General features: G+C 69.4%; 22 protein-coding genes and 1 pseudogene. 5 read left to right on the top strand and 18 right to left on the bottom strand.

Annotated features, from left to right (window positions below):
- Positions 1-32: 32 nt before the first annotated feature.
- Positions 33-1,796: a 2-isopropylmalate synthase gene (gene leuA, locus MUN76_RS02075; protein WP_244686715.1), complete on the bottom strand. Its 1,764-nt coding sequence runs from the start codon at positions 1,794-1,796 to the stop codon at positions 33-35.
- A 222-nt stretch (positions 1,797-2,018) separates the two neighbouring features.
- Between leuA and MUN76_RS02070 the strand changes: the two genes are divergently transcribed.
- Positions 2,019-3,875 (top strand): DUF2207 domain-containing protein, encoded by a 1,857-nt coding sequence (locus tag MUN76_RS02070; protein ID WP_244686713.1) that lies wholly within the window; start codon positions 2,019-2,021, stop codon positions 3,873-3,875.
- A 40-nt stretch (positions 3,876-3,915) separates the two neighbouring features.
- On the opposite strand, the gene MUN76_RS02065 is transcribed toward MUN76_RS02070, so the two are convergent.
- From MUN76_RS02065 to MUN76_RS02040, 6 genes are all read right to left on the bottom strand, one after another.
- Positions 3,916-4,287 (bottom strand): DUF5684 domain-containing protein, encoded by a 372-nt coding sequence (locus MUN76_RS02065; RefSeq protein ID WP_244686711.1) that lies wholly within the window; start codon positions 4,285-4,287, stop codon positions 3,916-3,918.
- Positions 4,288-4,349: 62 nt separating this feature from the next.
- Positions 4,350-5,270, bottom strand: coding sequence for a GTPase Era (gene era / locus MUN76_RS02060; RefSeq protein ID WP_244686709.1), 921 nt, complete (start codon positions 5,268-5,270; stop codon positions 4,350-4,352).
- On the bottom strand, positions 5,267-6,559 hold the full coding sequence (locus MUN76_RS02055) for a hemolysin family protein (protein WP_244686708.1): 1,293 nt from the start codon (positions 6,557-6,559) through the stop codon (positions 5,267-5,269). Before MUN76_RS02055 ends, era begins: the two co-directional genes overlap by 4 nt.
- On the bottom strand, positions 6,556-7,017 hold the full coding sequence (ybeY, locus tag MUN76_RS02050) for an rRNA maturation RNase YbeY (protein ID WP_244686707.1): 462 nt from the start codon (positions 7,015-7,017) through the stop codon (positions 6,556-6,558). Before ybeY ends, MUN76_RS02055 begins: the two co-directional genes overlap by 4 nt.
- Positions 7,014-8,072, bottom strand: a complete 1,059-nt coding sequence (locus tag MUN76_RS02045; RefSeq protein ID WP_429953021.1) for a PhoH family protein — start codon at positions 8,070-8,072, stop codon at positions 7,014-7,016. Before MUN76_RS02045 ends, ybeY begins: the two co-directional genes overlap by 4 nt.
- On the bottom strand, positions 8,062-8,412 hold the full coding sequence (locus tag MUN76_RS02040; RefSeq protein ID WP_244686705.1) for an HIT domain-containing protein: 351 nt from the start codon (positions 8,410-8,412) through the stop codon (positions 8,062-8,064). Before MUN76_RS02040 ends, MUN76_RS02045 begins: the two co-directional genes overlap by 11 nt.
- Here MUN76_RS02040 and zapE (MUN76_RS15595) point away from each other — a divergent pair.
- Positions 8,318-9,406 (top strand): annotated as a pseudogene (zapE, locus tag MUN76_RS15595) (cell division protein ZapE); the annotation flags it as partial. The gene MUN76_RS02040 and the pseudogene zapE (MUN76_RS15595) overlap by 95 nt on opposite strands.
- Positions 9,385-9,660 (top strand): AFG1/ZapE family ATPase, encoded by a 276-nt coding sequence (gene zapE, locus MUN76_RS15545; protein ID WP_429953019.1) that lies wholly within the window; start codon positions 9,385-9,387, stop codon positions 9,658-9,660. The pseudogene zapE (MUN76_RS15595) and the gene zapE (MUN76_RS15545), both read left to right, overlap by 22 nt.
- 33 nt (positions 9,661-9,693) lie before the next feature.
- Here the strand turns inward: zapE (MUN76_RS15545) and MUN76_RS02025 are convergent, their stop codons facing one another.
- From MUN76_RS02025 to lepA, 6 genes are all read right to left on the bottom strand, one after another.
- Positions 9,694-10,467, bottom strand: a complete 774-nt coding sequence (locus tag MUN76_RS02025) for a 16S rRNA (uracil(1498)-N(3))-methyltransferase (RefSeq protein WP_244686699.1) — start codon at positions 10,465-10,467, stop codon at positions 9,694-9,696.
- A 6-nt stretch (positions 10,468-10,473) separates the two neighbouring features.
- Positions 10,474-11,574 (bottom strand): molecular chaperone DnaJ, encoded by a 1,101-nt coding sequence (dnaJ, locus tag MUN76_RS02020; RefSeq protein WP_244686697.1) that lies wholly within the window; start codon positions 11,572-11,574, stop codon positions 10,474-10,476.
- A 62-nt stretch (positions 11,575-11,636) separates the two neighbouring features.
- Entirely contained in the window at positions 11,637-12,674 is a 1,038-nt protein-coding gene (hrcA, locus tag MUN76_RS02015) for a heat-inducible transcriptional repressor HrcA (protein WP_244686695.1), read from the bottom strand.
- Between the two features lie 91 nt (positions 12,675-12,765).
- Positions 12,766-13,989, bottom strand: coding sequence for a radical SAM family heme chaperone HemW (gene hemW / locus MUN76_RS02010; protein WP_244686693.1), 1,224 nt, complete (start codon positions 13,987-13,989; stop codon positions 12,766-12,768).
- Positions 13,990-14,246: 257 nt separating this feature from the next.
- Entirely contained in the window at positions 14,247-14,963 is a 717-nt protein-coding gene (locus MUN76_RS02005) for a DUF1990 family protein (RefSeq protein WP_244686691.1), read from the bottom strand.
- Entirely contained in the window at positions 14,960-16,813 is a 1,854-nt protein-coding gene (lepA, locus tag MUN76_RS02000; protein WP_244686689.1) for a translation elongation factor 4, read from the bottom strand. The genes MUN76_RS02005 and lepA overlap by 4 nt, the downstream gene beginning before the upstream one ends.
- Positions 16,814-17,254: 441 nt before the next feature.
- Between lepA and rpsT the strand changes: the two genes are divergently transcribed.
- Entirely contained in the window at positions 17,255-17,515 is a 261-nt protein-coding gene (gene rpsT / locus MUN76_RS01995) for a 30S ribosomal protein S20 (RefSeq protein WP_244686687.1), read from the top strand.
- 149 nt (positions 17,516-17,664) lie between these two features.
- Here rpsT and holA read toward each other — a convergent pair whose 3' ends face one another.
- The 5 genes from holA to MUN76_RS01970 all read right to left on the bottom strand — a co-directional run bounded on the left by holA (position 17,665) and on the right by MUN76_RS01970 (position 26,223).
- Positions 17,665-18,666 carry a DNA polymerase III subunit delta gene (gene holA, locus MUN76_RS01990; protein WP_244686686.1) on the bottom strand — a complete coding sequence of 334 codons (1,002 nt, stop codon included), beginning with the start codon at positions 18,664-18,666 and terminating at the stop codon, positions 17,665-17,667.
- 9 nt (positions 18,667-18,675) lie between these two features.
- Positions 18,676-21,048, bottom strand: a complete 2,373-nt coding sequence (locus MUN76_RS01985; protein ID WP_244686684.1) for a ComEC/Rec2 family competence protein — start codon at positions 21,046-21,048, stop codon at positions 18,676-18,678.
- 71 nt (positions 21,049-21,119) lie between these two features.
- A complete protein-coding gene (locus MUN76_RS01980) occupies positions 21,120-22,046 on the bottom strand; it encodes a ComEA family DNA-binding protein (RefSeq protein ID WP_244686682.1) in 927 nt (308 codons plus the stop codon).
- A 155-nt stretch (positions 22,047-22,201) separates the two neighbouring features.
- Complete coding sequence (gene leuS, locus MUN76_RS01975) at positions 22,202-24,730, bottom strand: leucine--tRNA ligase (protein ID WP_244686680.1); 2,529 nt, start codon at positions 24,728-24,730, stop codon at positions 22,202-22,204.
- A 65-nt stretch (positions 24,731-24,795) separates the two neighbouring features.
- On the bottom strand, positions 24,796-26,223 hold the full coding sequence (locus MUN76_RS01970) for an anthranilate synthase component I family protein (protein ID WP_244686678.1): 1,428 nt from the start codon (positions 26,221-26,223) through the stop codon (positions 24,796-24,798).
- A gap of 39 nt (positions 26,224-26,262) precedes the next feature.
- On the opposite strand from MUN76_RS01970, the gene MUN76_RS01965 reads away from it, so the two are divergent.
- Positions 26,263-26,979, top strand: coding sequence for a maleylpyruvate isomerase N-terminal domain-containing protein (locus MUN76_RS01965; RefSeq protein WP_244686676.1), 717 nt, complete (start codon positions 26,263-26,265; stop codon positions 26,977-26,979).
- The last annotated feature ends 1 nt before the right edge of the window (position 26,980 follow it).

Here is a 26,980-nt window from a genome sequence, read left to right as displayed (position 1 = left end):
GAAGATATCTACGAATCTGAAACGCGACGGAGCTACGCGCCGACGGCCTCCGGCTCGCGCACGGCATTGCGCACCGAACGATTCACGGAGCTGATGATCGCCTTCAGCGTCGCCCGGGTGGTGTCCGGATCGATACCGACGCCCCACAGCCGCTCGCCGTCCACCTCGAGGTCGACGTAAGAAGCCGCCACGGCGTCGCCGCCCGAGCTCATCGCGTGCTCGACGTAGTCGAAGAGGGTCACCGTGTGGCCGCCGTCGTTGAGCGCGTTCAAGAAGGCATCCACGGGACCGTTGCCCCGCGAAGTCGTCTGCATCTCATCGGCACCCACGCGGTAATCGACGGTGAGTTCGGTGATCCCGTCGCCCGCGCTCGTCGAGGAGGTGCGGAAAATCTCGTACCGACCCCAGCGCTCGGCGTCGTCGCTGCTGCTCGGCAGGTACTCGTCCTGAAAAATGGTCCAGATCTCGTCGCTCGAGACCTCGCCGCCCTCGGAATCGGTGACCCCCTGGACGACCGAGCTGAACTCGATCTGGAGGCGACGCGGCAGGTCGAGGTGGTGATCGGTCTTCAGCAGGTAGGCCACTCCCCCCTTGCCGGACTGCGAGTTGACGCGGATCACGGCTTCGTAGGAACGCCCCAGATCCTTCGGGTCGACGGGCAGGTACGGCACCGCCCACTCGAGATCGTCGACCGCGACTCCCGCGGCCTCGGCGTCCTGCGCCATCCGCTCGAAGCCCTTCTTGATGGCGTCCTGGTGGGATCCGGAGAAGGCCGTGTAGACGAGATCGCCGGCCCACGGGCTGCGCTCGGGCACCCGGAGCTGGTTGCAGTACTCGGCGGTGCGTCGCACCTCATCGAGCCGCGAGAAGTCGATCTGCGGGTCCACACCCTGGGTGAACATGTTGATGCCGAGCGCGACGAGGTCGACGTTGCCGGTGCGTTCACCGTTGCCGAACAGGCACCCCTCGATGCGATCCGCCCCGGCTAGGTAGCCCAGCTCCGCGGCCGCGACGGCCGTGCCGCGGTCGTTGTGCGGGTGCAGCGACAGGATCACGTTCTCGCGGTGCGCGAGGTGGCGGCTCATCCACTCGATGGAATCGGCGTACACGTTGGGGCTCGCCATCTCCACCGTCGCGGGCAGGTTGATGATCACCTTGCGCTCGGCGGTCGGCTGGAAGACCTCCAGCACGTCGTTGCAGACCTCCACGGCGTACTCGAGCTCGGTGCCGGTGTAGGACTCGGGCGAGTACTCGTAGTAGATCTCGGTATCCGCGCAGATGTGCTCGCTCGCGACGCAGAGCTTCGCGCCGTCGATCGCGATCTGCTTGATGCCCGCGCGATCCTGCCGGAACACGACGTCGCGCTGCAGAATGCTCGTCGAGTTGTACAGGTGCACGATCGCCTGCTTCGCGCCGATGAGCGACTCGTAGGTGCGGGTGATGAGGTGCTCCCGGGCCTGCGTCAGGACCTGGATCGTCACGTCGTCCGGAATCGCGTCGTCCTCGATGAGGTGTCGCACGAAGTCGAAGTCGGTCTGGCTCGCCGACGGGAACCCGACCTCGATCTCCTTGTAGCCCATCTTGACGAGCAGATCGAACATGATCCGCTTGCGCTCCGGGCTCATCGGATCGATCAGCGCCTGATTGCCGTCGCGGAGATCCACCGCGCACCAGCGGGGCGCCTCGGTGATCCGCTTCGTGGGCCACGTGCGATCGGGCAGTTCTACCGAGATGATCTCGTGGAACGGGCGGTAGCGGTGAATCGGCATACCGGAGGGCTGTTGCGTGTTCTTCATGGGCTCGTCTTCCTCGTCTTCAAGTCTTGCTCAGCCAAACACAAACACCGCGACGAGTGAGGCCTGAAGGATTAGGACTCGTCGCGGCAGCTAAGGAGAAGCGAGCCGAACAGCATGGGTTCACTATATCACCGCGAGATCGCGGGTCCCGCACCGACGCCTCACCCGCCTCGCCGCGGATACGGCCGAGCCTCGAAAACGCCCGTGGCATACGCTGGTGGTATGACCTCAGCGCCGCACCTCCCGACGTCAGGATCACCCGCACCGCGACGCGCGCGTCCGAGATCCCGCTCCCGCTGGGCACTCGGAGGTCTGGTGCTCGCGGCCGTCGCGGCGCTCGCGCCGAGCGTGGCCGCGCACGCGGACACGAGTGATTTCAGCTACGAGAGCTGGCACGCCAATTACGAGATCTCGCTCGACGAGGACGGTCGTGCCGAGACCCGCGTCACCGAGACCCTCGTCGCCAGGTTCCCGGACTTCGACCAGAATCGCGGGCTCGTGCGCGGGATCCCGATCGACTACCAGGGGTCCTCGACGGATCCGCGCGACTTCAACGTCACGGACGGGAACGGTGCCCCGGTGCCCTTCGAGATCGAGGAGGACGACGGCTTCGTCGCGTTCCTGACGGGCGACGACCGATTCGTGCGCGGCACGCAGACGTATGTGCTGAGCTACACGCTGAGCGACACGATCCTCGCGCGCGACGACGGTGCCGCCGACGAGTTCTACTGGGATGTGCTGGACGTCGAGCACCTGCAGCCCATCGACGCCTTCTCCGCCAGTTTCACGTTCGCACCGGAGCTCGCCGATGCGCTCACCGGGGACGCGCAGTGCTACGCCGGTGCCGCGAACGCCACCGCATCGTGCGAGCTCCAGCGCGATGCGTCCTCCACGACCTTCACACTCGCACCGATGCCGATGGGCCCGCAGGAGGGTGCGACGGTGGCGATCGGCCTGGCGCCCGGCACGGTCGTGCAGCCGGAGTCGCGCCTGCCGAACTTCGCACTCGACACGCTCCCACTGTTCATCGCGGGGATCGCCACCGCCACCGGGGTCGCGAGTACCGTCGCCATCGCCCGCTTGCGGGGATCCCGCCGGAAAGGCCGCGGGGTGGTCGTCGCGCAGTACGACGTGCCCGCGCACCTGCCGCCGCTCCTCGCCGCCCCGATCGTCGGGGTGTCGACTCCGCCCGTTCCGGCGGAGTTCGTGCACCTCGCCGTCACGGGGGCGATCCGGATCGAGGAGGGGGAACCCGAGGCCGGATTCTTCGGCCCGAAGGACCCGCAGCCCGCCGTGCGGCTGCTCGACCCCACGCGCGCCGGCGACGCCCTCGACGTCGCGACGCTGCACGATCTGTTCCCGTCCGCAGCGCCGGGAGCAGTGATCGAGATCCCGAAGGAGGATGAGGACTTCGGCAAGCGCATGACGGCGCTGCAGACCGAGGGGAACGCCCAGGCATCCGAGCGAGGCTACTTCGAGAAGGTCGCGAGCCCGGTCGCTCGGATCCTCGGCTTCGCGTCGCTCGGACTCGCGGCGGTGCTCCTGGTGTTCGTGATCCTCGGCATGATGAGCCGGAGTTCGGTCACCCCGGTGATCGGCCTCGTCGCCGTGGTGATCGCGGCGGTGCTCGGGGTCATCGGCCTCGTGAAGCACCGGGTCCACACCCCGCTCGGGGCGGAGACCCGCGAGTACCTGGAGGGGGTCCGCGAGTTCATCCGCGTCGCCGAGACCGACCGGCTGCAGATGCTGCAGTCCGTCGAGGGGGCTGAACGCCGGCAGGACGGCACGGTCAACGTGATCGAGCTGTACGAGCGACTCCTCCCCTACGCGATGCTCTTCGGGCTCGAGAAGCAGTGGACCCGCACGCTCGAGACGAAGTACGCCGAGCAGACGGGGTACGTTCCGCTCTGGTACCCGGCGCTGGGGATGCACGGGATCTCGCACTTCAGCAGCACGATCTCGAGCTTCACCAGCAATCTCAACTCGTCGGTCAGCTACACGTCGAGCAGCTCGGGCGGATCCACCGGCGGCGGGTTCGTCGGTGGCGGTGGCGGCGGCGGGTTCTCCGGCGGTCGCTAGTGGGATCGCGGCTCAGCGGCCGCGGCTCAGCAGCGGCAGCTCAGCGGCTGCGGTACTGGGCGCTGCCGAAGCCGAGGATCAGGTAGCCGATCGCGGAGAAGAGCCACAGCAGGAAGAACGAGAACGCCCCGCCCTTGCCGAAGCGCTCGCCGAGCCGGATCGCCACGAAGATCGAGAAGATGATGTTGACGATCGGGATGATGTAGAGCAGCGCCATCCATGCGGAGTACCCGGCGACCTTCACCAGGATGAAGACGTTCACGATCGGGATGATCGCGAGGATCCCGGGGTAGCCGGCCTTCGAGAACACGCGCCAGAGCGCGATCGCGATGATGACGTACCAGACCACGGCGAAGACGCCGTAGTTCTGGAACAGGGCCATGATTTGCGTCTGATCGGTGATGCTGTCCATGGCTGGATCCTATCGCAGAGCCCGCGTCGGCATCAGGGCTGAGTCGCGGCCGCGCTGCAGCGTCAGAATCCGAGCTTGCCGAGCGCCTTCGGGTCACGCTGCCACTCCTTCAGCACCTTGACCCGCAACGACAAGTACACGCGTCGCCCGAGCAGCGCTTCGATCTCGTGGCGCGCGGTCTCGCCGACCTGGCGCAGGCGCGATCCGCCCTTGCCGATCACGATCCCCTTCTGGCTGTCGCGCTCGACGTAAATCGAGGCGTAGAGCTCGAGCAGGCCGTCCTCGCGCTCCTCACGATCGTCGACCGTCGCGGCCAGCGAGTGCGGCAGTTCCTCACGGGCGCCGTCGAGGGCCGCCTCGCGGATCAGCTCCGCGATCCGGTCGTCCTCGCCCTCATCGGTCGTCTGGGCATCCTCGTAGAGCGGGGGCGACAGCGGCATGAGCCCGAGCAGCACGTCCGAGAGCACGTCGAGTTGCTCGCGGGTGACCGCCGAGATCGGCACGACCGCGTCCCATTCCCGCAGCTCGCCGAGCCGCGCGAGCTGGTCGATGATCTCGCTCCGCGAGGCCTCGTCCACCTTGGTGAGGATCGCGACCTTCTTCGCACGGGGGAAGTCCTCGAGACGGTCGTTGATGAACCGATCCCCCGGCCCGAGCTTCTCGTTCGCCGGGACGCAGAAGCCGATCACATCGACGTCTCCGAGCGTCGACTCCACGAGCGCATTGAGCCGTTCGCCAAGCAGGGTGCGTGGGCGGTGGATCCCCGGGGTGTCCACGATGATGAGCTGGCCGTCGGGGCGATGCGCGATCCCGCGAATCGCGCGGCGCGTCGTCTGCGGCTTCGGGCTCGTGATCGCGATCTTCTCACCGACGAGCGCGTTCGTCAGCGTCGACTTGCCCACGTTCGGGCGGCCGACGAAGGAGACGAAGCCCGCGCGGAAGGTGTCGGCCCGCTCGGATGCGGGGGTGGGTGTTGCCGTCATGATGCGTCCTCGTCTTCGTCGGTGCCGACCCAGCGCACGTGGGCGGTGAGGAGGCGCTGCCTCCGTCGTTCGATCTCGGTTGCGGTGAGTGCGATGCCGGCCACCGTCACGGTGTCGCCGGGTTCGGGCAGTCGGCCCAGGTGCTTGGCGACGAGTCCGCCGACGGTGTCCACGTCGTCGTCCTCCAGTTCGAGCGCGAACAATTCGCCGAGGTCCTCGACCGAGAGCCGGGCGCTGACCAGGAACGTGCCGTCGTCCTGCGGCACGACCTCCGGTGCGTCGCGGTCGTGCTCGTCCGTGATCTCGCCCAGGAGCTCCTCGATGAGGTCCTCGAGCGTGACGAGTCCGGAGATGCCCCCGTACTCGTCCACGACCAGCGCGAGGTGATTGGATGCGCGCTGCATCTGGCGGAGCAGTTTGTCGGCGCGTTGCACCTCGGGCACGAAGATCGCCGGCTTCATGATGCGCGTGACGGGGGCGGTGTCCGCCTCCTCCGGTCGTCGCAGCAGGAACCGGCTCGCGTCGCGCAGGTAGGCGATTCCCGCCACATCGTCGATCTCGCCCGCGATGACCGGCACGCGGGAGTGCCGCGACGTGTGGAGCTGCTCGAGCGTCTCCCGCACCGTCATGTCGCTCCCCACCGTCACCATGTCGATCCGGGGCACCATGACCTCGCGGACCAGGGTGTCGCCGAACTCGACGAGCGAGTGGATGTAGTCGCGGTCGTCCGTCTCGAGCAGCGACTGCTCGGCGGCCTGATCCACCATCGAGAGCAGCTGCTGCTCGTCACGGATCCGGGCACCGCCGGGACCGCGCCCCGGGGTCACCCGCGTGCTGAGTCGGATGAGCGCCGTCGCGATGGGACCCAGGATCACGCGCAGGGCGCGGACGGTGGGTGAGGCGAAGCGGATCACCGCCTCGGGGTGGTGCGTCCCGACCGTGCGCGGACTCGAGCCGACGAGCGCGAACGTCACGGCCGTCATCACGAGGGTGGCGATGACGAGCTCCAACCACAGTTCGTCGAGCGAGTAGGCGAGCACGAGCGTGATGAGCACGGCGGCAAGCGTCTCCGCGAAGACACGGGCGAAGCTCAGCGCGTTGACGTGGGCCACTTCGTCCTCGGCGATCGCCCGAATCGCCGCACCGCGTCGACCGGACTGCTCCGCGAGCGCCAGGAGTTCGGCGCGGGATCGGACGCCGAGCGCCGCGTCTGCGGCCGCGAGCAGACCGCCGCCGGCCAGCAGCACCACTGCCGATCCGAGCAGCAGTGCGATGAGTAGCCCGCTCATCGTTTGCGGTCGCGCATGGCGAAGGACAGCAGCAGGTCGCGCTGCAGCCCGAACATCTCGGCTTCCTCGTCCGGGGTGGCGTGGTCGAAGCCGAGGAGGTGCAGCATGCCGTGGGTGAGCAGCACCGCGACCTCCTGCTCGAGATCGTGCCCCGCGGCCTCCGCCTGGGCCTCGGCGACCTGCGGGCAGATCACGACGTCGCCGAGCAGACCCGCGGGGGTCTGCGCGTCGACCCGGCCCGGCCGCAACTCGTCCATCGGGAAGCTCAGCACGTCGGTCGGCCCGGGCTCGTCCATCCACTGCACGTGGAGCTGCTCGATCCCAGCCTCGTCGACCATCACGATCCCGAGCTCGGTATCGGGGTGCACGTGCATCGACTCGAGCACAAACCCCGCGAGGCGCTGCAACCGTGCTTCGCCGACCTCGACACCTGATTCGTTATTGATCTCAACGCTCACTGCGGGGACTCTCCTGGGGTCTGATGGCGACCCGAGTGACCGGCGTTCCCGGCCCGCTCGGTGTCGCTGTAGGTCTGGTAGGCGTCGACGATCCGGCCGACGAGGCTGTGCCGCACGATGTCGTCCGAGTCGAGCTCGGCGAAGTGGATGTCCTCAACACCGCGGAGGATCCGGCTCACCACGCGCAGGCCGCTCGCCGCGAGCGGCAGATCGACCTGGGTGACATCGCCGGTGACGACCATCTTGGAGCCGTATCCGAGTCGCGTGAGGAACATCTTCATCTGCTCGGGAGTGGTGTTCTGGGCCTCGTCGAGGATCACGAACGACTCGTTCAGCGTGCGACCGCGCATGTACGCGAGCGGGGCGACCTCGATGGTGCCGCTCGCGAGGAGCTTCGGCACGATCTCGGGATCCATCATGGAGCCGACCGCGTCGAACAGCGGACGCAGGTACGGATCGATCTTGTCCTCGAGGGTGCCCGGAAGATACCCGAGGCGCTCTCCCGCCTCGACGGCCGGCCGCGTGAGGATGATCTTGGAGACCTCGCGGCGCTGCAGCGCCTGCACCGCCTTCGCCATCGCGAGATACGTCTTGCCCGTGCCGGCGGGGCCGATCCCGAACACGATGGTGTGGGTGTCGATCGCGTCGACGTAGGCGCGCTGGCCGCGGGTCTGCGGTCGCACCGCAGTGCCGCGCACCGTCAGGATCGGGGCGCTGAGCACCTGGGCGGCGGTGGGGCCGTTGCCGTCGTGGACCATGCGGGTGACCTCTCGTACATCGAGTCGCGACACGGGGCCGCTGCGCCGGGCGAGCTCGAGCACCTCGAGCACCACTTGCTCGGCGGCGATCACGGCGTCGGCGGGACCGCGAAGATTCAGGACCTCGTCGCGGGCGTGGAAGGCGACCGCGGGGTGCTGGGATTCGAGGTCAGCGATGAGCTGATCCCGGTGCCCGAGGAACGACGCGAGGTCGACCCCCGTCAACAGGACCGTGCGCTGCAGCTCGGGTGCGGTGGCTGGGGTTTCCTGCGTCGCAGGGGTTGGTTCAGGATCCAACGAGGGAATGCTCCTTGAATGCACCGGCGAGGACGTGCGCGTGCACGTGGAAGACCGTCTGCCCGGCCCCCTCGCCCGTATTGAAGATGAGGCGGAACTCGCCCTCGGCGAGTTCGTCGGCGAGGCGCTGCGCCACCGCGATCATCTCGGCGAGGGTCTCGGGATCGCCCGCGGCGAGTTCCACCACGTTCTGATACTCCGTCGATTTCGGGATCACCAGCACGTGGACCGCCGCCTGCGGGTTCATGTCGGGGAACGCGATCACCCGTTCGGTCTCCGCGAGGATCTCGACCGGGATCTCCCCCGACACGATCTTGCCGAACACCGTCTCAGTTGCCATAGCGACCAGTCTAGCGCCGCCCCGGCTCATCGTCAGCAGCGAGTCGCTAGGGTGGGTCGCGATGGAACCCACAGCCCGACGCATCTCGGAGCACGCGCGACGCGCCGGCTTCGGCCTCACCGACGCGCAGCTCGGCGCCGCGGCGCGCCTCGAGCTGCTGCTCGACAGGATCGCCGGCGGTCGACGCATCGCCCCGCGCGACACGATCGTCGATCCCGAGCCGCGACGCGGCATATATCTGTGGGGTGAGGTCGGACGCGGCAAGAGCTGGTTGATGGACGCGTTCCTCGCGAGCGTGGGCCACGACCGGACCTGGCGTGTGCACTACCACGAGCTCTTCCGCCACTTCCACCGGGCCGTGCACGCCGGGAAGAGCGGCACCGATGTCTCTGGCGGCTCCGACACCTCCGGCCGCACCGCCGTCGAGGCGGCGCTCGACGCGCTCATCGGCGATCGGGTCGTGCTGTGCATCGACGAGTTCTCGGTCAACGACATCGCCGACGGCATGCTGTCCTATCGGCTCTTCACCGAGCTCTTCGAGCGCGGGCTCTTCCTCGTGATCACGTCGAACTACCACCCGGATCAGCTGCTGCCCCACCCGCTGTACCACGAGCTCTACCTGCCGGGCATCGACCAGCTGAAGCGGGAGCTCGAGGTCGTGGAGGTCGGCGGCGCGACGGATCTGCGGACCGGTGCCCCGGGCTCAGTGGTCGCGGGTGGCGCCGGGACGAGCGAGGCCGGCAATGGTGAGGCGAGCACTCGTGAGGCCAGCACCGAGACCTCGCACGCCAGCACCGCCGCGTTCCGTCGCGGCCGGCTGATCCATTCGGATGACACGGAGGGATTGGCCGAGATCCTGCGGCAGTGGGATCTGCCGACCGAGCAGACCCCGGGCACCATCGTCGCGGGGCACTACGAGATCGCCACCACCGGGTTCGCCGCAGACGCCGCGCGATTCAACTTCGACGCTCTGTGCCGACAGGCGCGCGCTACCCTCGACTACCTGAATCTCACGGACCACCGCACGCGGGTGGTGATCGACGGGGTCCCCGGCTCTCGCGGGAGACCGAGGCGGTGCGGCGCCGCTGGGTCAACCTCATCGATGTGCTGTACGACCGCGCGGCCGAGCTGGTGCTCGTCTCGGATCACCCGCTCGACGAGATCCTGGACATCGACGGCGCGAATCGCGACACCGCGCGCACCAACAGTCGATTGGGATTGCTCGAGACGCGCGACGCCCGAGTCTGAGTGCGGCCGATCCCGCACCGAGTTGCGGGGCGCCTACCAGCGGCCGAGCGCGACGTTCAGCACTGCGAGCCCGGCGGGGCCGGCGCTCGAGGTGCGCAGCACGGTGTCGCCGAGTCGGAGCACCGCGGCTCCCGAGGATTCCAGCGCGTCGAGTTCGGCATCGGTGAAGCCGCCCTCGGGGCCGATCACCACGAGCGTCTCGTCGGTCGGGGCGCACTCAGCGCGTCGAGTGCGCGACCACTGCGCCAGGGTGCCGATCCCTCGCGGGTGCAGCACCACCACGTCGACGCCCGGCTGCTCCGCGCGATTGCGGAGTCCGGCGAGATCGATGGGGTCGTGCACGCGCGGGATCCAGGCACGCAGCGACTGCTTCGAAGCCTCCCGGGCGATGCGCTGCCACTTCGCGACGCCCTTCGCGGCTTTCTCCGCACCGCCCGCACCGTCCCAGCGTGACACCGAGCGCTCCGCTTGCCAGGGCACGATGTCGTCGACGCCGAACTCGGTCGCCTGCTCGACGGCGCGTTCGTCCCGGTCACCCTTCGCGAGCGCCTGCACGAGCACCAGCCGGTGCTGCGCCGCGGGAGCGCGATCCACCGATGCGAGGCGCACCGCGAACCGGTCCTTGGCAACGTGCTCGACCGTACCTGAGGCCTGCGCCCCGTGCCCGTCTCCCACGAGGATCTGCTCCCCCGCGCGCAACCGGCTGACCCGCACCGCGTGGCGCGCCTCGTCTCCCGACACCTCGACGAGGGTGCCGGGCTGCCACGCACCGGCCTCCTGCGCATCGACGAGGTAGAGGTTCGCCACGCGCGGTCAGCCCTGACGGAAGAAGCGGTCGCGGATCTTGCCGAAGAAGCTCTGCTGGAATTCGCCGAGGTGCGGCGGGGCGTCCTTGCGCAGCGTGGCGAGCTGGCGCACCAGATCCTTCTCACGATTCGAGAGCTTCTCGGGGGTGGCGACCTGCACGGCGATCTTCAGGTCGCCGCGCGAGGTGGAGCGCAGGGCCTGGATCCCGCGCCCGCGCACCGTGATGACGTCGCCCGACTGGGTGCCCGCGGGAATCTCGACCGAGACCTCACCGTCGAGCGCCGGGACCGTCGACTCGGTGCCGAGGATCGCGTCGGTCATGGCGAGCTGCATGGTGCAGAGCAGGTCGTTGCCATCGCGGCTGAAGACGTCGTCGTGCGTGACACGGAACTCGATGAACAGGTCGCCGTTCGGTCCGCCGCCCGGGCCGACCTCGCCGCCGCCGCGCATCTGCAGCCGCGTGCCGGTGTCGATCCCGGACGGAATGTCGACCGGGATCGTGCGGCGCTCGCGCACCCGACCCTTGCCGGCGCACTCGACGCAGGGGTGCTCGATGACCGTGCCGTAGCCCTGGCAGCTGCCGCAGGGGTGCATCGTCACGACGTTGCCGAAGAGCGAGCGGACCTGGCGCTGCACCTGCCCCTGCCCGTGGCAGACGTCGCACGTGACCGGGTGGGTGCCGGGCTGGCAGCACGTGCCCTGGCAGGCGCCGCACAGCACCGCGGTGTTGATGGTGACCTCGCGCTGCACGCCGAAGATGACCTCCTCGAGGGTCACGTCGACCCGGATCATCGCGTCGTCGCCGCGCTCCGAGCGGGATCGCGGGCCGCGCTGGCCGCCGCCGAATCCGCCGCCCCCGAAGAACGTCTCGAAGATGTCGCCGAAGCCGCCCATGTCGGACTGGCCGCCGCCCATGTCGTAGCGCTGGCGCTGCTCGGGGTCGCTCAGCACGTCGTAGGCGTGGGTCACGCCCTTGAAGCGCTCCGACGCCTCTTCACTCGGGTTGACGTCCGGATGCAGTTCGCGGGCGAGCCGCCGGTAGGCCTTTTTGATCTCTTCGGGAGTCGCCTCGCGGGTCACCCCAAGGGTCTCGTAGTGGTCGGCCACTGATGTGCTCCTCAGATTGCTGGTGTTCGGGTACGTGCGGACGCCGCGATGCGCGGCGGTGGCTATTGGTCTTCGCCGAGCAGGCGATTCAGGTAGCGCGCGACGGCGCGCACCGACGCGATGTTCCCCGCGTAGTCCATGCGCAGGGGGCCGAGCACGCCGAGTCGGGACACCGAGGTGCCCTCCGCCTCGTAGCTCGAGGCGATGATCGAGGCCTCGGAGAGCCCGTAGGGCTCGTTCTCGCGACCGATCGAGGCGGACACGTCGCGCTCGTCTTGCACCAGCTCGTCGAAGAGGCGGAGCAGCGTGACCTGCTCTTCGATCGCCTCGAGCACGAGCGGCAGGCTGCCGTCGAAATCACCCGGACGCGACAGGTTCGCCGCGCCGGCGATCGCGATCCGGTCACTCCGGTTCGCCTGCATCTGGGTGCTCACGGCGTCGAGCACGGCGGTCACGAGCTCAGACTCGCCCGGTTGGGCCCAGTCCTCGACGGAGGCCTGCAGGCCGATCACCCCGGCGGCCGCGGCGTCGACGTCGCGCCCGACCGTCACTCCGGCGATGCGCTCGCGGAGCCCCTGGACCCAGGCCTCGGTCACCCGGGACGCCGGGAGCCGCGCCATCTGCTGCTCCACCACCCCGCTGCCGAGGATGAGCACGCTGAGGATCCGGTCCTCAGCCACCGCGACGAGGTCCAGGTGGCGCACGACCGTGCGCCGCAGCGACGGGTACTGCGCGACGGCGACCTGGTTGGTGAGCTGCGAGAGCAGCCGCACGGTGCGGGACATCGCGTCGTCGAGATCGGCGGCCTCGCCGAGGAAGCGCTCGATCGCCGTGCGCTGCGCGACTGTGAGCGGTCGGATCTTCGCGAGGGTGTCGACGTACAGGCGGTAGCCCTTGTCGGTCGGCACCCGGCCGGAGGACGTGTGCGGCTGCGCGATGAGCTCGTCTTCTTCGAGGAGCGCCATGTCGTTGCGAATCGTCGCCGCGGACACGCCGAAGCTGTGCCGGTCGACGATCGCCTTCGAGCCCACCGGCTCGTTCGAAGAGACGTAGTCGCTCACGATCGCGTGGAGCACGGCGAGACTGCGTTCGGAAACCACGGCTCCACCCCTCCTCGTCACGACCGCGCCGGGCATTGGCACTCGATCAGTCTGAGTGCCAAGTCTAGCGCAGTGCGGGCTGTGGGGACGGTCAGCCGAGGAGTCGGTGGACGACCGTGTCGGCGAGCAGCCGGCCGCGCAGCGTCGGCACGACCCGACCGTGAATGGCTGCACGACCGTCGATGAGCCCGTCGGCGATGAGTTCCGGGATCGCCCGTCGCTCGATCTCGCTCAGCAGGTCGGCCGGCAACCCGTCCGCGATGCGCGTCTCGAGCAGGATCCGCTCGTCGCGAACGGCCTCCGGAGAGAGGACCTCACGGGCGTGCGCGGGTGAGATCCCCCGGGCGATCCGCTCGGCGTACGGTCCCGGGTGCTTCACGTTCCACCAGCGCACGCCGCCGATGTGGCTGTGCGCGCCGGGTCCCGCGGCCCACCAGTCCTCCCCCGTCCAATAGGCGAGGTTGTGCCGCGAGCGGGTCTCGGGAGAACGCGACCAGTTGCTGATCTCGTACCAGCTGAAGCCGGCGCGACCGAAGGCCGCATCCGCGAGCTCGTACATGTCGGCGTGGAGATCCTCATCGGGCTCGGGCACCTGGCCTCGGCGGATCTGGGCCGCGAGTTTCGTGCCCGTCTCCACGATCAGCGCATAGGCCGAGATGTGGTCCGGCTCCGTCGCGAGCGCCGCCTCGACCGAGCGCTCCCAGTCGGCGAGGCTCTCTCCAGGCGTGCCGTAGATGAGGTCCACGCTCACCTGCAGACCGGCATCCCGCGCCCACTTCGTCACGAGCCGCACCCGCTCGGGTGCGTGGGTGCGGTCGAGCGTCCGCAGCACGTGCGGCACCGCCGACTGCATGCCGAAGCTGACCCGGGTGAAGCCGGCCTCGGCGAGGGCGTGGAGGTACGCCTCGTCGACCGAGTCGGGGTTCGCCTCGGTCGTCACCTCGGCACCGTCGGCGAGCTCCCAGTGGCGGGTGATGCCACCGAGCATCGCGGTGAGGTCGCTCGCGGGCAGCAGGGTCGGGGTGCCACCGCCGAAGAACACCGTGGAGACCGGCCGCTCGGGCAGTCCCACCCGCGCCATCGTCGCGGCGCCGAAGGCGAGTTCCTGCTGCACCTGGCCGGCGTAGTCCCCCCGGCTCGTGCCGCCGAGCTCACTGGCCGTGTACGTATTGAAGTCGCAGTAGCCGCAGCGCACCCGGCAGTAGGGCACGTGCACGTACACGCCGAACCGGCGGTCCGCGGCGCCCTCGAGCACCCGCTCAGGGAGCGCGCCGTCCTCGGGTGCGGGATCGCCGTCAGGCAGAACGCTGGGCACGCGAGTACCTCGACATCGGACCGGGACGCACCGGGCTCACGGCTGCGGCCTGCTGGGGCGTCGCTGGTGAGTGGCGCGGGCATCCGGGGCGTCAACGGGGTCAGCCGGGTCCGGGGTGTCCGCGACGTCAGATGCTGCCGACGCGGGTACCTCGGCCTCGGGACCCTCCTCGGGATCCTCGAGCTCTGGTTCCTCGATTTCGGACGTCTCCGCTTCCGGCTGCTCCACAACCGGCACATCGACCGGATCATCGACAGTCACCTGCTCGGCGGTCGACTCCTCACCATCTGGCTCCTCGATCGCCGGCTCCTCCGCGACCGGGGCACCGGCGCCGCCCCGGGTGCCAGGGCGGCGAGCTGATCCCGCGCGGCATCGATCGCCTCGCGGATCACCGCGCGCGCCTTCAGCCCGAGCAGCCCGTTCTTCGGGGACGTCAGAAAGCCCCGCGCCACCGCCCAGACCGTGTCGTCCTCGCGGAACTCGACCGTGAACCGTTGCTCGCCGACGGCGCCGAGCTCGTCGCTCGTGCCCCACGCGAAGCCGACGACCCGTTCCTCCGTCACCGTGTACACGACGAGGATGCTGCGCTCCGGCTTCCCCGGTGCGGCCAGCACCGCCGTGGTCCCGGCGACGAGGTAGGGCTCTCCATCGGGGCCGAACTGCTCCTCGATCTCGCTCACGGCCTGGGCGCGGCCCTGCTCGTCGAACTCGGGTCCGACGTACTCCGCATCGGTGCCACGCGACACGTGGGTGACCGCGATCCCGGTCCCCCGCTGCGCGCCCCACGTCATCAGCAGACTCGACGCGGCGATGAACCGATCCTGACCGCTGCCGAGTTGGAGCGACTCCTCGTAGGGAGTGCTCCCCTCGGGCGGAAAGCGCAGCAGATCGGGCAGCTTCGACGCGCCGACCGCCGCGTAGGCTGCCGGCATCTCGACGTGGCTGCTGCGCCGGGTGGGCTCCGCTCCGCTCACTTCTTCCCCGCGTCCTTGCCCTCGACATCCCCGGAGAGCGCGGCGATGAAGGCTTCCTGAGGCACCTCGACCCGGCCGACCATCTTCATGCGCTTCTTGCCCTCCTTCTGCTTCTCGAGCAGCTTGCGCTTGCGGCTGATGTCGCCGCCGTAGCACTTCGCGAGCACATCCTTGCGGATCGCGCGGATCGTCTCTCGCGCGATCACGCGCGCGCCGATCGCCGCCTGGATCGGCACCTCGAACTGTTGTCGCGGAATGAGCTTGCGGAGCCGCTCGGCCATCATCGTGCCGTAGGCGTAGGCGTTGTCGCGGTGGACGATCGCGCTGAAGGCGTCGACCTGGTCGCCCTGCAGCAGGATGTCGACCTTCACCAGATCCGCCTCCTGCTCGCCCATCGGCTCGTAATCGAGGCTCGCGTACCCCTGGGTGCGGCTCTTCAGGTGGTCGAAGAAGTCGAACACGATCTCGCCGAGCGGCATGCTGTAGCGGAGTTCGACGCGCTCGCCGAGGTACTCCATGCCCATCAGGCTGCCGCGACGCGACTGGCAGAGCTCCATGATCGTGCCCACGTAGTCCTTGGGGGCGAGGATCGCCACACGCACCACCGGTTCGCGCACGCTCATGATCTTGCCGGTCGGGTACTCGGACGGATTGGTGACGGTGATCTCCTTGCCGTCCTCCGTCGTCACCTGGTAGATCACGCTGGGTGCCGTTGCGATGAGGTCGAGATCGAACTCGCGCCGCAGCCGCTCGGAGATGATCTCGAGGTGCAGCAGGCCGAGGAAGCCGCAGCGGAAGCCGAAGCCGAGCGCGACCGAGGTCTCGGGCTCGTACTGCAGGGCGGCGTCGGACAGCTTGAGCTTGTCGAGCGCCTCACGGAGCACCGGGTAGTCGGTGCCGTCGAGCGGGTAGAGACCCGAGAACACCATCGGCTTCGGGTCCGTGTATCCGGGCAACGCATCGGTGGCACCACGGAGCTTCGACGTGACGGTGTCGCCGACCTTCGACAGGCGGACGTCCTTCACGCCCGTGATGAGGTATCCGACCTCACCGACGCCCAGCCCCTTCGTCGGGGTCGGCTCGGGAGACGATACGCCGATCTCGAGCGCCTCGTGCTCGCTCAGCGTCGACATCATGAGGATCTTCTCGCGCGGCACGAGCTTGCCGTCGACCATACGCACGTAGGTCACCACGCCGCGATAGGGGTCGTAGACCGAGTCGAAGATCATCGCGCGGGCGGGGGCGTCGGCGTCGCCGACGGGGGCCGGCACTCGGGCGACGACGCTGTCGAGCAGTTCCTCGACGCCCATGCCCGTCTTTCCCGACACCTTGAGGATGTCGTCGGGATCGCCGCCGATGAGGTCGGCGATCTCCCGGGCGACCCGCTCGGGATCGGCGGCCGGCAGGTCGATTTTGTTGAGGACCGGGATGATCTCGAGATCGTTCTCCATCGCGAGGTACAGGTTCGCGAGCGTCTGCGCCTCGATCCCCTGGGCGGCGTCCACGAGCAGCACGGCACCCTCGCACGCGGCCAGCGACCGTGAGACCTCGTAGCTGAAGTCGACGTGCCCCGGGGTGTCGATCATGTTGAGCGCGAAGCTCTGCCCGTCGACCTCCCAGTTCATGCGCACGGCCTGCGACTTGATGGTGATGCCGCGCTCCCGCTCGATGTCCATGCGGTCGAGGTACTGCGCGCGCATCTCGCGGTCGGGCACCGTACCGGTGATCTGCAGCATCCGATCGGCGAGGGTCGACTTGCCGTGATCGATGTGCGCGATGATGCAGAAGTTGCGGATCCGTGCGGGGTCGGTCGACGCCGGGATCTGTGGGGTGAGGCTGCGTGGAGACATTGCCAGCCATTATCCCACTCTTTTGCGGGTGGCTCGCCCGAGTGCCGTCGCTTCGTACTGAGATCCGCACTCCCGCTGACCGTACCGCCCGCAGGCCTCAGCGTGAATGCTGATCTCTGTCTGAGGGAGCGGGCTCCGGGATGATCCCGTGAGACCCCGAACCGAGAAAGGTTCTCATCGCCGGCGGGTGCACCCTCCGGAGTCCCTGCCGAACTGCCCTGCCGAGCTCCGCTGCCGGACCGACCTGCCGAACTGCCCTGCCGAGCTCCGCCGCCGGTTTCCCTGCCGAATTCTCCTGCCGCGGTTCCAGCGTTTTCCACTCGGGTCTGATATCGTTGGTTCTTGGCTTGCGTGTGGTTCACACCACACATCCCGTGAGGCGCCCTCTCTCGCCGATCGGACCATCGTCAAATCTCTTACGTTTTAAGGACACTACTCAACGTGGCAAACATCAAGTCGCAGATCAAGCGCATCAAGACCAACCAGAAGGCGACTGAGCGCAACCGTGCGTACAAGAGCGAGCTCCGCACCGTGATCCGCGCTGCGCGCGAGGCGATCGCGTCCGGCGACAAGGCTGCCGCCGAGGCCAAGCTGAAGGTCGCGAGCCGCAAGCTCGACAAGGCCGTTTCGAAGGGTGTCATCCACAAGAACCAGGCTGCGAACCGCAAGTCGAAGATCGCCGCCCAGGTGGCCGCCATCTAGGCTCGCACTCGCTGCATCCGAACCCCCGTGCTCCTCGGAGCCCGGGGGTTCGTGCATTCCCAGGCCGTTCGGCACTCGGGAGCCCGTGAGTTCGGCGTCCCACGCGCTGCAGGTGTCCCGGGCGCCTCAGGTCTCCCGGACGTCCGCCCTCAGCGGCCGCGGCGCGCGACGAAGAGCAGGTACTTCTCGAGCGCGTACTCGGGATCGCGGCTGCCGCCCTTGAGCAGCCACTCCGTCTCCGCCGCGAGGTCGATGCAGCGGGCCAGGTCCTCCTCGCGCCACGCCCGTGCGTCCTTCACGGCGCGGTCCGCCTGCCACGGCGCCATCCCCAGATCTTTGGCGAGCTGACCGCCGCTTCCGGTCGCACCGTAGGCCCGCGCGATGCCGCGCATCTTGAAGTTCAGCGCCGCGAGCATCGGAATCGGATCGGTGCCCGTCGAGAACGCCTGCCGCAACAGCACGAGGGCCTCGGCGGCACGACCCGCGGTCGCCGCGTCGGCGACTTTGAAGGCGTTCGTCTCCACCCGCCCCTCGGTCGCGCGATTGACCTCTTCCTCGCTGATGCGTGTGCCGGCATCGGACACCAACTGCGCGCACGCCCCAGCGAGCTCGCCGACCCCGCCGGAGTAGGCGGCCACGAGCATGCGGAGCGCCCCGGGAGTGATCTGCGCGCCAAGCCGTCGGAACTCCCCCTGTGCGAAGGTCAGGCGATCCTGATCCTTCTTGATCTCGGGGCACACGACCTCGATGCCCGTTCCTGAGCGGATCAGGTCGAGCAGTGCCTTGCCGCGCTGGCCCCCGGCGTGGCGAAGCACCAGGGTGGTCTCTTCGGCAGGCTGCGCGACGTATCGCTTCGCGTCCTCCAGGAACGCGTCTGAGCACTTCTCGACGCTGTCGACCCGAATCAGGCGTGGCTCGGCGAAGAGCGAGGGGCTCGCGAAGGTGAAGAGCTCCCCGGCGGTGTACGAGGACGCATCGACGTCGTGGACCTCAAGATCGGCGTGAGCCGACTTCAGCGCGTCGCGAACGCTCTGCCCGGCCCGGTCGGCGAGAAACCCCTCCGGCCCCGTGATCAGCACGACAGCTGCGGGGTGCGCCTCGCTCCAGTCGAGCTGAGGGATCTTCGCCTTGGTGCTTCGTGCTGCTGCCACCCCACCAGACTACTCGCCACCTCGGACATCCGGCGGGCTCCGCTCGCTCCAGACCTGCAGGTCCCCCGGACTCCCGGAGATCGCGATGGATCCCCGCTCGTCCGTGCGAAGCGCCTCGGTGCCCGCGACATCCAGCGCGCGCAGCGTCTCCGGTGCGGGATGCCCGTATCCGTTGTCCGCCCCGACCGAGATGAGGGCAACATCGGCTCCGGTCTGGGTCACGACCCGCATGTCGGCGTCCCGAGATCCGTGGTGCGCGATCTTGACGACGTCCGCGGTGAGACTCGGCTCCCGAGCCAGCAGCGCCGCGTGCTCGTCTCGCCCGGAGTCGCCGAGCAGGAGCACGCTCAGCCCACCCACCTGCACCCGAATGATCAGACTCGCGTCGTTGCTCTCGGCCGGAGCGATCCCGACCGGCGGGGCGAGCACTCGCCACCCGACGGCATCACCTGACGTGCTCCTGGCACCGGCCGCGGCGATCCGGTGCGGGATGCCGCGGCGATCGAGCGACGCCACGACGGGACGCTCGGTGCCACGGCTCTCGTCTTCGCGCGTTGCCGGTGCGATGATCGCCCGCTGGACGATCCCGCCCACCGCGTCGAGCGCTCCGACGTGGTCCCGGTCGTCGTGGGTCAGCACGAGGAGCGCAATCCGTTGCACGCCGAACCGCTGCACGCAGGCCCGGAGGCGCTCCTGGTCGTCGCCCGTGTCGACCAGCACGACCTGCTGAGGGTGTGCCGGGTCCCGCAGCATGATGGCATCGCCCTGTCCGACATCGCAGGCGACGATCGCCCAGTCGCGCGCAGTGGTCGCGCGGCTGGTCATCGGCCCGACGGCCGACATGCTTACGACGATCGCTGCGCCGCCGCACAGCAGCACGGCAGCGACGGTGCGAATACTGCGAGGACTGCTCGAACGCTCGTGCCAGGGTCCCCTGAGCGCCGCGCGCGTCCCATCCGGGAGTGCCACGCGGCCGGATCGGACGAGCCAGCCGAGCAGGAAGAGGGCCTGCGCGGTCGCGAGCAGGATCGCCCCGCTCCACCCTCCCGGCCACTCCCAGCGCGCCAGCGGCAGCCCCGCGCAGACCTCCGCCGTCGCGGCGACCCATCGAGCGGGAAGTGCGGCCAGCTGGACGAATCCGGTGCCGAGTGCCGAAGAGAACGGCAGCGCACTCAGCGCGAGCAGCCCGAGCCCCGTGCCGAGCGGCGCAGCCGGTCCGGCGAGGACGTTCGCGAGCACGCCGACGGCGGGGAGCCCCGGGTCGAGCAGGAGGAGCAGCGGCCCGCATGCCAGCTGCGCGGCGAACGCGACCGCTACGGGTGTGACGAGCCAGACCGGCAACCGGGTCAGCCGACGCCCGGCCCGCACGAGCGACGGCACCAGCACGAGGATGCCAGCGGTCGCAGCCACGGACATCGCAAAGCCCGGCTGCACCGCCTGCCACGGGTCCGCAATGAGCAGCGTGATCATCGCGAGACCGAGCGCCGGAAGCGCGACCGCCCGTTTGCCGCCGTACCCGGAGACGAGGACGACCACGGCCATAATCGCAGCGCGCTGCACACTCGGGTCGGGCCCGACCACAACGACGAAACCGCCGAGCGCAACGGCGGCGACCAGGAGCCGGACGCGCCGCCCCGCCCCGAGGCCCGCCGAGACCGCGATGAGCGCGCTGGTCACGAGCGCGCAGTTCGCCCCAGACACCGCGACCAAGTGCGTCAGCGAACTCTGCCGCATCCGCTCGTTGAGGGCCTCTGAGACGAGACTCGTGTCTCCCACCGCGAACCCGGGGACCAGCTCGGCACCCGTCACCTCGGCCGCGGCGTCGTGCAGCCCATGCCGCAGGGCCACGGCGACGCGGCTCCCACCCGTGCCGGCGGCCTCGGTCCCCTCCGCGACCGCCACCCCGTACACCGCACTGGACCCCGGCCCCAGTGCCTCGATACGGCCGGACACCCGCAGCTGCACACCGGGTGCGAGCGCGTCGTCGCCGGAAGCTGACGACGAGGCTCCCGCAGCGGAACCGCGGAGCCACAGCAGCACCGGCACCAACCCCCGCGGGGTGTCGACGTCGGCGCGTACCCACGACCCGGACGCTCGGTCGGCTCCGGTCTCGACGTCCTCCGGGTATCCGCGCACGGTCGCCTGCAGATCGACCATGGCCCGCGTCGCCGCAGCCCGAGCGAGCCCGGGGTCCGCGCGCTGCCACTCGGCCACGCCGATGCGCGCACCGAGGAGCACGAGTACCGCGCACCCGAGTACCGTCACGCGCCAGGCGCCGGGGAACCATCTCCACAGCACGCACCCGAGGGCCGCCGCGATCCCGGCGATCCACGGACCGAACCCGAAGCCGCCACCATTCCCCGCCGCGCTCTGCGCAGTCACTGCGCACGCGGCCAGCGCCCACGCCACGGCTGCGGCACTCAGGAGACGCCACGACCCGGGCGGCGCCCGATTCACACCGTCACCTGCGCGCGCAGCGCTCCCAGCATCTTCTCCCCGACCCCGGGAACGTCCAGCAGCTGATCGACGGAGCTGAAGACTCCATTGGCCTGGCGCCAGTCGAGAATGCGCTGCCCGATCGCGGGGCCGACCCCCGGCAGTGTGTCGAGCGCACCGAGATCCGCGGTGTTCAGGTTGACGACGGTCGGAGCTCCATTGGAGTCCGAAGATGCCGCCCCCGGAGGCGCACCGGCCGCTGCCGAGCTGCCCAGCGCGCCGCCGCCCGTCGCGACCAAATCGGCATTCGGAATCACGACCTGCTCCCCGTCGACGACCGGGCGAGCGAGATTGACCGCGGCGAGCACTGCCGCGTCGGTGGCGCCACCGGCTGCGTCAACGAGCTCCCCGACACGCGTTCCCGCGGCGACCTCCAACACGCCTGGACGCACGACCTCACCCACCACGTGCACGGTCACGCGTCCGGCCGCCGCGCCCGTGCCGTCCCCGCCCCCGCTCGCAGGCGCGGCGACCGGGGCGTTCGAGTCGGTCGTCGTGCCGGCGTCGGATCCGCCGGAACTGCCCTCGCCCGGTGCCGCTTCGACCATCGCCCCCGTGGACTCAGCAAGGGCGCCGTTCCCGGCCGACAGCGACTCGGCCGGGCGGACCTGCAGCACCGTCACGATGATCGCGATCACCACCGCGGCGACGAACACCGCGCCGCCCGCCACCGCGGGGATCGACACCGCTCGGAAAATCCGCTCGCGGAGGGACGGCGCAGGTACCCACTCGAGCGGATCGGGCGCGCCAGAGCCCGACGGTGCGCTCTCGCGAGCCCGCCACAGGCCCCGGTCGAGGATCGTCTCGGACGATGGGACGTCGTCGGACGGTGGGCCGCCGGAAGGGGTCGTGAGCTCGGCGTCGGGTGTCAGTGAGAGTCGCATGCCGCCACGCTAGGCGGCGATCGCGCCCGAGCGGTCGACGGAACCCCATCTGTGGACACCGCAGACCGGTGCGGCACAGATCACCCCAGGTGAGCGGACAACGCCCCCGGGAACAGCACCGGTGCGGGCCTCACGTCAGCCCGAACCGCTCCAACCTACGCCGGCTTCGTCGCGATGCTCACGATCTTCGGCACGCGCACCACGACGTTGACCACCTGACGGTCCCCGATCGCGCGCTGCACCCCGGCCGATGCACGAGCAGCGGCCTCCGCCTCCGCCTCGTTCACGGAGGCGGGCAGCGTGAGCCGATCCCGCACCTTGCCGTCGACCTGGACGACCATCGTCACCTCGTTCTCCACGAGCAGCGCCGGGTCCGCAGTCGGCCACGTCACGAGCGCCACGGTCGGCTCGTGACCGAGCTTCGCCCACATGTCCTCCGCCGCGTACGGCGCGAAGAGCGAGAGGATCACGGCGATCGCCTCGGCCGACTCGCGGACGGCGGGGTCCGCCGCGCCGGCTCCGGAGTCGATCGCCTTGCGGGTCACGTTGACCTGATCCATGAGGCGCGCCACGACCACGTTGAACTTGTACGACTCGATGAGCCCGGGGGCGTCCGCGAGCAGGTGGTGGGTGTGCTTGCGCAGTCCGGCGTCGCCGCCCGCGAAGTCGACCCCAGCCGGGCTCGCCACGTCGTCTGCCACGCGCCACGCGCGGGCGAGGAACTTCGCGGATCCCTGCACCGAGACGTCGGCCCAGTCGATGTCGTCTTCCGGCGGCCCGGCGAAGGCGAGGGTCACCCGCAGCGCATCGGCGCCGTGATCCCGCAGCTCCGACGCGAACTCCACGAGGTTGCCCTTGGACTTCGACATCTTCGCACCGTCGAGCAGCACCATGCCCTGGTTGAGCATTTCGATGAACGGCTCTTCGAAGTCGATGTACCCGAGGTCGTGCATCACCTTCGTGATGAAGCGCGAGTACAGCAGGTGGAGGATCGCATGCTCCACTCCACCCACGTACTGATCGACGGGGGCCCACTTCTTCGCCTGCTCCGGATCGAACGCCTGCGTGCTGTCGTTCGCCGAGAGGAACCGGAAGTAGTACCAGGAGCTGTCGACGAAGGTGTCCATCGTGTCCGGGTCGCGAGTGAGTTTGGCGCCGGTCTCCGGGTCGATCACCGTCGACCACCGTTCGGCACCGCCGAGGGGCGAGGTGCCCTTCGGCTTCAGGTCGAGCCCCTCCGTGGACGGCAGTTCGACGGGCAGCGCGGCCTCGGGCACCGGCTGCATCGAACCGTCCTCGGCGTGCAGGATCGGGATCGGCGTGCCCCAGTAGCGCTGCCGCGAGATGAGCCAGTCGCGGAGCCGGTAGGTCGTGGTCGCGCGGCCGGTGCCGCGGGCCTCGAGGATCTCGATCGCCCGCGCGATGGCCTCCGTTTTGCCGAGGCCGTCGAGCTCACCGGAGTTCACCACCACACCGTCGCCAGACGTCGCGATCCCGCTCTCCGCCGGATCCGCGAGCTGGGCACCGTCGGCGTCACGCACGTCGACCACGACCCGGACGGGCAGCTCGAACGTCCGCGCGAAGTCGAGGTCGCGCTGATCGTGCGCCGGGACCGCCATGATCGCACCGTGGCCGTAATCGGCGAGCACGTAGTCGGATGCCCACACGGGAATGCGCTCCCCGTTGACCGGGTTCACGGCGAAGTGGTCGAGGAACACACCGGTTTTCTCGCGGTCCGCATTCTGCCGCTCGATCTCGGTCTGCTTTTGCGTCTGCTCCAGATATGCCTGGAACTGCATGCGCACCTCCGGCGACGCACCGGCGGCGAGCTCAGCGGCGAGATCGGCATCGGGGGCCACGACCATGAAGGTCGCACCGTGGAGCGTGTCGGGACGCGTCGTGAACACGGGCACCTTCGCGCTGCGGCCCTCGATCTCGAACTCGACCTCCGCGCCACGCGAGCGGCCGATCCAGTTGCGCTGCATGTTGAGCACCTTGGTCGGCCACTTGCCCTCGAGCTGGTCGAGGTCGTCGAGCAGACGATCCGCGTAGTCCGTGATGCGGAAGTACCACTGCGTCAGCTTCTTCTTCACGACCATCGCACCCGAGCGCTCCGAGGTGCCGTCGGGCAGCACCTGCTCGTTCGCGAGCACGGTCTGATCGATCGGGTCCCAGTTGACCCAGCTGGCCTTCCGGTAGGCGAGGCCCTTCTCGTACATCTTCAAGAAGATCCACTGGTTCCACTTGTAGTACTCGGGGTCGCTCGTGTGCAGCACGCGGCTCCAGTCGAACGACGGCGCGTAGACCCGGAAGGACGCCTTCTGCTGGTCGATGTTCGCGTAGGTCCAGTCGCGCGGATCGACGCCGCGCTTGATCGCCGCGTTCTCCGCCGGCAGTCCGAACGAGTCCCAGCCGATCGGGTGCAGCACGTCGTAGCCCTGCCCGCGCCAGTATCGCGCAAGAACGTCGCCGAAGCAGAACGCCTCAGCGTGGCCCATGTGGAGGTCGCCGGAGGGGTACGGGAACATGTCGAGCACGTACTTCGTCGGCTTGGCCGCGGCACCGTCGGCACCCGCGTCCTGGCCGACCTCAAAAGGCTTCAACTGCTCCCAGACGGGAAGCCAGCGATCCTGGATCGCCTGGAAGTCGTAGCCCTCGGCCTCGCGGCCCTGCTGCTCGGTCACACACACCTCGATCTGGTTGAACTCACCGTGCCCGCGCCGCAGGCACACTCACACCCAGACTACCGTTATTCGCTGCTCGGGTCGGCCCCGCGGAGCGCGGCGAGGAGTGGCGCGGCTTTCAGGTGCTTCTCCCGAAGCTCGGACTCGGGATCCGAGTCCGCCGTCACCCCACCACCGGCTCCGACGCGCGCACTTCGGTCGGCCGCCGGTCCGCGTAGTCCACGAAGCTCGATCGAGCGGATCGTCATGGCGAGTTCGAGGTCCCCTCGCGCATCGACCCACCCGAAGCATCCCGAGTAGAGGCCGCGCGGGCCCCCCTCCAGGGCGCCGAGGATCTCGACGGCCCGACGCTTCGGCGCACCCGTCATCGATCCCCCGGGGAACGCGGCAGCGATGGCGTCGACCGCGTCGAGGCCCGCGCGCAGCTGGCCCGAGACCGTGCTCACGAGCTGATGCACGTGCGGGTGGGACTCGACCCGGAGGAAGCCGTCGACCCCCACGGAACCGGGTTCGCACACCCGGCTGAGGTCGTTGCGCATGAGGTCCACGATCATCAGGTTCTCGGCCCGCTCCTTCGGGTCGGCGGCAAGGTCTGCGGCCAGTCGGGCGTCGGCTGCGGGATCAGCGCTGCGCGGGCGCGTGCCCTTGATGGGGTGCGTCGACACGGTGCGGTCCTGCACGCTCAGGAAGCGCTCGGGGCTCGCGCTGACGAGAGCACGGTCGCCCGCGACGATGACGGCACCACGGATGGCACCCCCGCGGCCGCGAAGGCGCAGAAAGAGGTCGAGGGGCGGGGTCGACACGCCCTCCAGCTCGGCGGTGTCGGTGAGGCACAGCACATACGACTCCCCGTCCACGATCTTCCGCTGGCACGCGGAGGCCTGGGCCGCGTAGGACGCATCGGACTGTCGCCAGTGCGCCGCGGTGGGTTTCGCACGCGGCAGGTCCGACGCCCAGGACCGTTGCCCCGTGGAGACCTCCCCCAGCTCTGAACTCGGCAGTTCCGCTCCGAACCGCACCCACCACCGATCGAGGGACGCAGCATCGGTGCCACGGAGCTCCGCTCGACGAGTCGCGTGGTGGATCGCGAGCACGGTCTCGATCCGCAGTGCAAACGCGGGCTCGGCGTCGTCCTCGGCAGGGTCGAGGCCGAGCAACGCCACCCCGAACTCGTACCCGAGGGCCGCGACCCAGCCGCCGGTAAACCCGGTGAGGTCGGCGGCAGAAGAAGCTGAGAACGCCGAGGGCTCGACGGGAGCCGAAGAAACCGACGCCGCCGCACGCAGATCCTCGAGAAAGCGCTGCTCTCCGCCCCTCGCAGCCGTCCGCACCTCCGAGGCGATGGCGAGGTAGCTCCAGTCGGCGTCATCACCGAACCCGCCGTCGAGCCAGCACCAGGCCGGAGCCGACTCGAGACGGCGTGCGATCGCGGCGACGTCGTCGGGGTAGGGCACCTCGCGCACCGCGGGCCCGCGCTGCTGCGGCTCTTCCACGCTCCCAGCGTAGTGGCTGCGCGATGATACGCTCGCCGCATGGACCCGGCTGCGGAGATCGACGAGAGCTTCGGCGATGCGGCCGCGTGGTTCGCGGCGCTGGTCCAGCGCATCCCGAGTGACGGGTGGACGGCCCCCGGTCTGGGCGACTGGTGCGTGCGCGACCTCGTCGGTCACACGGGTCGCGCGCTCTCCACACTGACTCGGGCGCTCGGAACGCCGGCCCCGCACGTGGAGTGCCCGAGCGCGGAGGCGTACTTCGTCGCGACCGCGGCACGCGCTGCGGCACGCGACGCCGCGACCACCGACGCGGAGTCGGACGGTGATTCCGTGTACGCCCGCGGAGTGACCGCGGGTCGAGCGCTCGGATCGGATCCCGCGGCGGCCATCAGCGATCTTGTGCGCACCGCCCGGGTGGATCTCGCGAACGCGCGTCGCGACGGAGCTGCGGCAGGGCAGGAACCCAGCGTCACCACCATCGTCGGGGGCATGCCCCTGCGGGAGTACGTGCGCACGCGGACCTTCGAACTCGTCGTCCACGGCCTGGATCTCCGGGCGGCCGTGCACCGCATCACCGACGAAGTCCCGCTCCCCGCGCTCCCAGCTGCGTCGCTGCGCGATGCCACGCGGACTGCCACGAGCCTCGCGATCCAACGCGGCGACGGACCCGACCTGCTGCTCGCGCTCACCGGCCGCACGCCGATGCCGCGCGACTATTCGGTGCTCGCCCCCGTCACCGATGCGGCGGACGCATGAC

Origin of the sequence: Leucobacter rhizosphaerae (assembly GCF_022919175.1) — a bacterium.
Taxonomy (GTDB): Bacteria; Actinomycetota; Actinomycetes; order Actinomycetales; family Microbacteriaceae; genus Leucobacter; species Leucobacter rhizosphaerae.
The sequence above is the reverse complement of the archived record's forward strand: the minus strand, read 5'-3'. Positions and strand labels throughout refer to the sequence as shown.